The sequence below is a fragment of the Enorma sp. genome (genome assembly GCF_982429025.1).
Window position 1 is genome coordinate 1 of the sequence record NZ_CEWCAA010000076.1, and the last position, 6,776, is coordinate 6,776.

Sequence of the window (6,776 nt, forward strand, 5' to 3'; positions counted from 1 at the left end):
CCCCAAAGTGCCGATGCTCCGGATGTCGCTGAGGAGGGCAAGGCGGCGCGTGGAAAGCGCGACCAGGGCGCGCATCGCACGCACGCCCAGCGAAACGACCGCGCCGCTGACCAGCGAAACGACCAGCGCAACGATCGACGCAACCGTCAGCAGAATCGCAAAGCACGCAATAACCGCAACGCGCCCGTCGAGCCAAGCCTCTCGCGCGAAGACCTTGCGGCCATGAAGGTCGCCGAGCTCCGCGAGAAAGCGCGCGAGCTGGATCTCGACATCACAGGCAAGAAGAAGGCCGAGCTTGTTGAGGAAGTCTACGTGGCCAATGCCCGTGCAGAGGGCTTCCGCGAGATTACCGGCATTCTCGATATCTCGCACGAGGGCTTCGGCCATATCCGCGCCCACGGCTACATGCCCAGCCGCGACGACGCATTCGTTCCGGCGAACCTCATCCGCGCTGCCCGCCTGCGCGCCGGCGACCTTATCGAGGGAACGCTTCGCCCCTCGCGCCCCGGCGACAAGTTCCCCGGCCTGTCGAAGATCAAGTCGGTGAACGGGCTCGATCCCGGGGAAGCGCGCAAGCGCCCCAAGTTCAGCGACCTTACGCCCATCTACCCCAATGAGCAGCTCAAGATGGAGCATGGTAAGGATTCCATCACCGGTCGCGCCATCGACATCGTGAGCCCCATCGGCAAGGGCCAGCGCGGCCTCATCGTCTCGCCGCCCAAGGCGGGCAAGACCACCATCCTGAAGAAGATCTGCCAATCTATCGCGGCGAACAATCCCGAGGTGCACCTGATCTGCCTTTTGGTGGACGAGCGCCCCGAGGAAGTTACCGATATGCAGCGCTCCATCAAGGGCGATGTGGTGGCCTCCACCTTCGATATGCCCGCCGACAACCACACCCGCGTATCCGAGCTCGTGATCGAGCGAGCCAAGCGCATCGTGGAGATGGGCGGAGACGTCGTGGTGGTGCTCGACTCCATCACACGTCTCGCACGCGCTTACAATCTGGCAGCGCCGGCTTCGGGCCGCATTCTCTCGGGCGGCGTCGATTCCGCGGCGCTCTACCCGCCCAAGCGCTTCTTGGGCGCTGCGCGGAACATCGAGAACGGCGGCTCGCTCACCATTCTCGCCTCCGCCCTCATCGACACCGGCTCCAAGATGGACGAGGTGATCTTCGAGGAGTTCAAGGGCACGGGCAATATGGAGCTCAAGCTCGATCGCGACCTTGCCGACCGCCGCATCTTCCCGGCCATCGACCCGGTCGCTTCGGGTACGCGCAACGAGGACCTGCTCATCGATCCGCAGATGCGGCCCTTCGTGTGGGGCATCCGCCGCGTGCTTGCCAACATGTCCGACACCGAGCGCTGCGCTTCGGCCTTCATCAAGGGCCTTAAGCAGACGAACACGAACGAGGAGTTCCTCATCCGCTCGGCCAAGCGCGCCCAGGATCACGGCGAGTTCTAAAAGTGATAAAACGAACCCGGTTCGTTTTATCATGTTCGGATGGTAAAGCGGGAGTAAGGGTTTTCAAGTTTTTGCGAGGCGTCTGCAGCTTTCGCGCTGCGGGCGCCTCGTCATGAGGTATCGTGCACCGGGGGCTTGCCGCGCATTGCTATTCGGCGGCGTAGCCCCACCCCAATCCACCTACGTGCGAAAGGCGGTATGCGATGATCGAGTGCTACAAGACGGCAACGGCCGGTTCCATCGAAAGAATCGAGGCGCCCGAATCGGGCTGCTGGGTCAATGCAATCGCCCCCACGCCAGAAGAACGCACCTGGTTGGAGGAGGAGCTCGGCGTGCTGCCGGAGTTCGTTCGCTCGGCCCTCGACGACGAGGAGACCTCGCGCATCGATTACGACGAAGATGTGAATCAGACCTTCGTCATCGTCGACTACCCGGTCGCTCCAGGTGAAGAGGGAGCTCCCGATGCGCGCCAATACGACACGATGCCCCTCTCGATGGTGTTCATCCCGGAGAAGAGCCTGTTCGTGACTCTGGGCCTTTACGACAACCCCATCACGCGCGACATGGCCGCCGGCCGCGTGCGCGGCGTCGACACGCGGTTCCGCACGCGCTTCCTGCTGCAGATCCTTCTGCGCATCAGCCAGCTCTACCTCGTTTACCTGAGGCGCATCGACCGCCTTTCGTCTGCCACGGAAGAGAAGCTCCATGCTTCGGTGCGGAACGAGGAGCTCATCCAGATGCTCGACCTCGAGAAATCGCTCGTCTATTTCTCGACTTCGCTCAAATCGGACGAGGTGACGCTCAACAAGATCATGCACGGGCGCATCATCCCGCTGTACGAGGACGACCAGGACCTACTCGAAGACGTGCTCGTCGAGATCCATCAGGCAATCGAGATGTGCAACATCTATTCCAACACGCTGTCGGGAACGATGGACGCGTTTGCGAGCATCATCTCCAACAATCTGAACATCGTGATGAAGGTGCTCTCGGTTATCACGATCGTGATGGCTATCCCCAACATCGTGTTCGGCTTCTACGGCATGAATGTAGGCCTGCCTTTCGAGGGCGTGCCGCTGTTCGATAACTGGGCGTTTCCGACGCTGTTGGCAGCTGTCGCTTGCCTTATCGCGGCGTGGATCTTCAAGCGCAAGGGCATGTGGCACTAGGGTGGCCGGCACGGGTGTGTCGCTACCCAGGCTGATAAATCGAACCCGGTTCATTTTCTCATTTTCGCGGAAGTGATAAAACGAACCGGGTTCGTTTTATCACTCTGGGGTCGGGCGCTAGATGACGCCGAGTGCGCGCTCCGCGGCGATGACTGCCTTGTAGGGGAGAACGCGGGTGAGCGCGTAGAGCGCCTTCATGTCGATCGAGGGAATGCAGAGGCTCTTGCCTGCGCGCGCCGCGGCGAGTGCCGAGCGTGCGACATCCGTTACCCGTTCGTAACCGACGATACTCATCTGCTGCATAGCGCGCACGTCGCCTGGTTCGTTGAAGAATTCGGTCCGCATGTACTTGGGGCAGACCGCCGTCGCGTGGATGTCGACCGGGCCGAGTTCGGCATCGAGGGCGCGCGTGAAGTCGAGCATGAAGCGCTTGGCCGAGCTGTAGAGCGTAAGGTCGGGCTGGGGGATGAACGCAGCCACGCTTGCCACGTTGATGATGCGCGCCCCGCGCCCCATAGAGGGGAGCGCGCGGTAGGTGAGCTCTACCGGCGCGCGCATGAGCAGGTTGACCTGGTCGGCGACCTCGTCGCGCGAGAGCTTGGCGAACGGGCCGAAGGTGCCCGCGCCCGCGTTGTTGATGAGCAGGGCCACCTGCGTGCCGGGCGTCTCGGCGAGCGAGGCCTCGATCACGTCGTACGAAACGGGGTCGGTGAGGTCGAGGCAGAAGGGCCGCACGGCGGTTTTGCAGGTGCGCACGAGGGCGTCGAGGCGGTCGGCGCGGCGGGCAATGGCCCAGATCTCGTCGATCGAGCCGGCCGCCCCGCCATCGATGAGCTTCACGAATTCTCGGCCGAGGCCAGACGATGCTCCGGTGACGATGGCGATGCGAGACATGGCGGCTCCAATCCACGGGTTGCGTTTTCCTTGCTTGTTCCCCAAAGCGAGGCTTCTCAAGCGGTGCTTGCAGGATGCAGCTGCCGCTTCATGGGTCCTTTGCACCGCGCGTCTCTTCATCCTGCCGTTGAGCCCGCGCGCGTCTGCCGGTCGAATCCTGCCGTTAACGCGAAACATACACGCCCCTGGCGGCTTCCCTTGCATTCTATGGGGGGTTCTCGCATAATAGTGAGTAGCTATCGCGACGGAAAAATGCAGATGAACCGTACCACCTTCCGTTGTTTTTGGGACCCAGTTCGTGTCCCGGCAACCCCGTCATCATTTTTTCGCAAGCGAGCCATAGCTGGTAGGTGCTGGCAATCGAGCTAGCGAGAGATGAAGGAGTGCCCATGGCAGCTTCTGGTTCAACTTCACGTGCGGTCTACGCAGGTCTTTCCTGCGGGTTCGTATTCGCCGTTCCGGTTGCCGCCTATGTTGCGACCATGCCGTTTCCGGATGCGAACAGCTCGGTGACCTCGCTCGCCCTTCCCTTCACGATGGGCGCGCTCGCGGGCGTCGGCATCCTCTCTGCCGTGTCCGCCGTGGGGCGTCGTCATGCCATTATGGAGGAGGGTGACGCCGAGGGCTCGTCGCCCAGCGCCTCTTCCTACTCCTCCACAGCGTTCGAGCAGCGCGAGCAAGATGATCTTGAGCGTTTCTTCGGCACCCGGCGCGTGCCCAAGGATGTTCCGGTGATCGCTCGCGCCCAAGATGCCATGTCTGAGGCTGATGCCTGGGCAGATATCGATTCCATGCTGTCCGAGGACTCGCCCATCAGCTGCGATGCCGCTACCTCCAAGGATATTTACCAAATCGCCTTCGAGGAGCTTCAGCGCGAGACGAAGGCGGCCCAGGATGCATCGGCATCGTCGACTCAACCCACCGGCCAGGCGCCGGCATGGGCGGCTGCGAGTGCCGTCGCCTCGATGCACCAGCAGCCTGCCACCGCAGTGGCTCAACCCGCCGCCCCCAGCGCGACAACCGTGCTCGAGAGCCCGGTGCCTGCGTCTCAGACAGCGTCGGTGGGGGATAGGGACGAACTCGATACCGAGGCGGCCCAGCGCGCGGCGCTTGCCTCCCTCGACGAAATCGACGGGGAGAGCCTTCGCACGGCAAGCGAACGGGTGGTGCGCTCCGCGCGCGCGGGCCAGCTTGCCTACCCGGTCGTCTCCGCAGGCGCGCAGCCGGCCGGCACCGTTTCGCGCGCTGTCGCGGCTACGGGGAACGCAGCCGTTGCAACGGATAATGCAGCTGCGGGCTATGCAGGGCGCGAGGATATCTGGGCGTCTGCACTCGACATCCTTGCCGAGGGCACATCCGGTAGCAAGGGCACCGAGCTCCAGGCGGTTCCGTATGTGGGCCGTCACATGCGTCCGGCAGCCGCGCCGGCAGATGCGGCCCGCGCCGCGGCCGTGGCCGAGGGCCGACGCGCCAACGAGATGCACCAGCATGTGAACAGCCTCATCGAAGAGGAGCTCGGCCAGGTTCCCTCCTCGAGCGTGCGGCGCTCGAGCCGCGAGTACCTGCGCGTGATCCAGGGCGGAACGGCTTCCATGCCGCGTCTCCAGGCGGAGGCATAGGCCTTGCGCCTCTCTAAGCCGTGGCTATTCGCTGCAATCATCATGGTCCTCATCATCTGGGGAAATTCCCTCGTGCCTGGTTCTGGCAGCGGCTCGCTGAGCCTGTCGGTGGTAGAGGCGGTGCGCGGTGCGCTCGATGCCTTGCGCTTGCCAAGCGATTGGGTGACGAATTTCCTCGTGCGCAAGACCGCTCATTTTACTGAGTACGCTGTCCTGGGCGTTCTCGTGGCGCATGCATTCGATCCGGAGCACGCTGCCGAGCACATGCGCCTTGCCGCCATCTGCCTCGCACTGGTGCTCGTTCCCTCGATCGACGAGACCATTCAGCTCTTCGTGGCCGGGCGCTCTGGTCAGGTAACGGACGTGCTCCTTGATTGCTGCGGTGCCGCTACGGGGGTTCTGCTCACCTATCTCGTCTGGCGCCTTCGCCGCCGTGAATCGCCAACACCGGGTGATTCCGATTCATCCTGATTGAATCGCCAGCACCGGGTGATTCCGATTCGTCCTGAGTGAATCGCCAGCACCGGGTGATTCCGATTCATTCACTCGCTTGACCCATCGGGCAACCTTCCACGCGGGCAACTCAGCAGAAAAATGCGCCGCTCGCCGATTTCACTCTGGACAAGACGCGCTAAAATAGACGTGCATGTCAGCTTCGGTTGGCCATTTCGCCATGGTCAGCCGAGTTCAAGCACAACAGAGAGGAGAGGCATGCAGTACACAGCAGAAGTGGAGAACATGTGCCCCGTCGCCAAGGGCGCATACCACGGCCCCGCGCCCATCCCCGAGGAGGGCAAGTGGGTTCAGGCCAAGGAGATCTCCGACATCTCGGGCCTCACGCACGGTGTGGGCTGGTGCGCCCCGCAGCAGGGTGCGTGCAAGCTCACCCTCAACGTCAAGGACGGCATCATCGAGGAGTGCCTCGTTGAGACCCTCGGCTGCTCGGGCATGACCCATTCCGCGGCCATGGCCTCCGAGATCCTTCCCGGCAAGACCATCCTTGAGGCCCTGAACACCGACCTCGTCTGCGACGCCATCAACGTTGCCATGCGCGAGATCTTCCTCCAGATCGTGTACGGCCGCAGCCAGACCGCGTTCTCCGAGGGCGGCCTGCCCGTGGGCGCTTCCCTCGACGACCTCGGCAAGGGCCTGCGCTCCCAGGTTGGCACCATGTTCGGCACCAAGGCCAAGGGCGCTCGTTACCTCGAGCTCGCTCAGGGCTATGTGACCCGCATGGCGCTCAACGACAAGAACGAAGTCATCGCGTTCGAGTTCCTGAACCTCGGCAAGTTCACCGATGCCCTCAAGAACGGCAAGTCCCCCGAGGAGGCCGTTGCCGGTGCCATGGGCCACTATGGCCAGTGGGAGGCCGCGGCGAAGTACATCGATCCGCGCACCGACGAAGAGACCCATACCGTCGAGAACGTGTTCCCGGTTCACGAGTAGAAGAAAGGGAGGGAAAGTACCATGGCTGTGAATTTCGAAGGTTACGAGCGCCGCATCGAGAAGATCAATGCGTGCCTCGCTGAGAACGGCATCTCCTCCCTCGAGGAAGCCGAGCAGATCTGCCTCGACAAGGGCGTGAACCCCCGCGAGATCGTCGAGGGCGTTCAGTCCATCGCGTTTGAGA

Annotated in this window: 7 protein-coding genes; 6 read left to right on the forward strand and 1 reads right to left on the reverse strand. The window is 62.9% G+C overall.

Features of this window, described 5'->3' with window-relative positions; translation table 11 throughout:
* Positions 1-1,464 (forward strand): transcription termination factor Rho (gene rho, locus AC1VS5_RS09280; RefSeq protein WP_481218444.1); only part of this gene is annotated, 1,464 nt, incomplete at its 5' end.
* A gap of 203 nt (positions 1,465-1,667) precedes the next feature.
* On the forward strand, positions 1,668-2,633 hold the full coding sequence (locus tag AC1VS5_RS09285) for a magnesium transporter CorA family protein (RefSeq protein ID WP_276766630.1): 966 nt from the start codon (positions 1,668-1,670) through the stop codon (positions 2,631-2,633).
* Between the two features lie 117 nt (positions 2,634-2,750).
* On the opposite strand, the gene AC1VS5_RS09290 is transcribed toward AC1VS5_RS09285, so the two are convergent.
* Positions 2,751-3,527, reverse strand: coding sequence for an SDR family NAD(P)-dependent oxidoreductase (locus AC1VS5_RS09290; protein WP_022348631.1), 777 nt, complete (start codon positions 3,525-3,527; stop codon positions 2,751-2,753).
* Positions 3,528-3,916: 389 nt separating this feature from the next.
* On the opposite strand from AC1VS5_RS09290, the gene AC1VS5_RS09295 reads away from it, so the two are divergent.
* The 4 genes from AC1VS5_RS09295 to AC1VS5_RS09310 all read left to right on the forward strand — a co-directional run.
* On the forward strand, positions 3,917-5,146 hold the full coding sequence (locus tag AC1VS5_RS09295; RefSeq protein WP_481218445.1) for a hypothetical protein: 1,230 nt from the start codon (positions 3,917-3,919) through the stop codon (positions 5,144-5,146).
* Between the two features lie 3 nt (positions 5,147-5,149).
* Positions 5,150-5,617: a VanZ family protein gene (locus AC1VS5_RS09300; RefSeq protein ID WP_481218446.1), complete on the forward strand. Its 468-nt coding sequence runs from the start codon at positions 5,150-5,152 to the stop codon at positions 5,615-5,617.
* Positions 5,618-5,857: 240 nt separating this feature from the next.
* Entirely contained in the window at positions 5,858-6,592 is a 735-nt protein-coding gene (locus AC1VS5_RS09305; RefSeq protein ID WP_019128105.1) for an iron-sulfur cluster assembly scaffold protein, read from the forward strand.
* 21 nt (positions 6,593-6,613) lie between these two features.
* Positions 6,614-6,776: GGGtGRT protein (locus AC1VS5_RS09310; protein ID WP_481218447.1), on the forward strand; the 163-nt coding region annotated here is incomplete at its 3' end.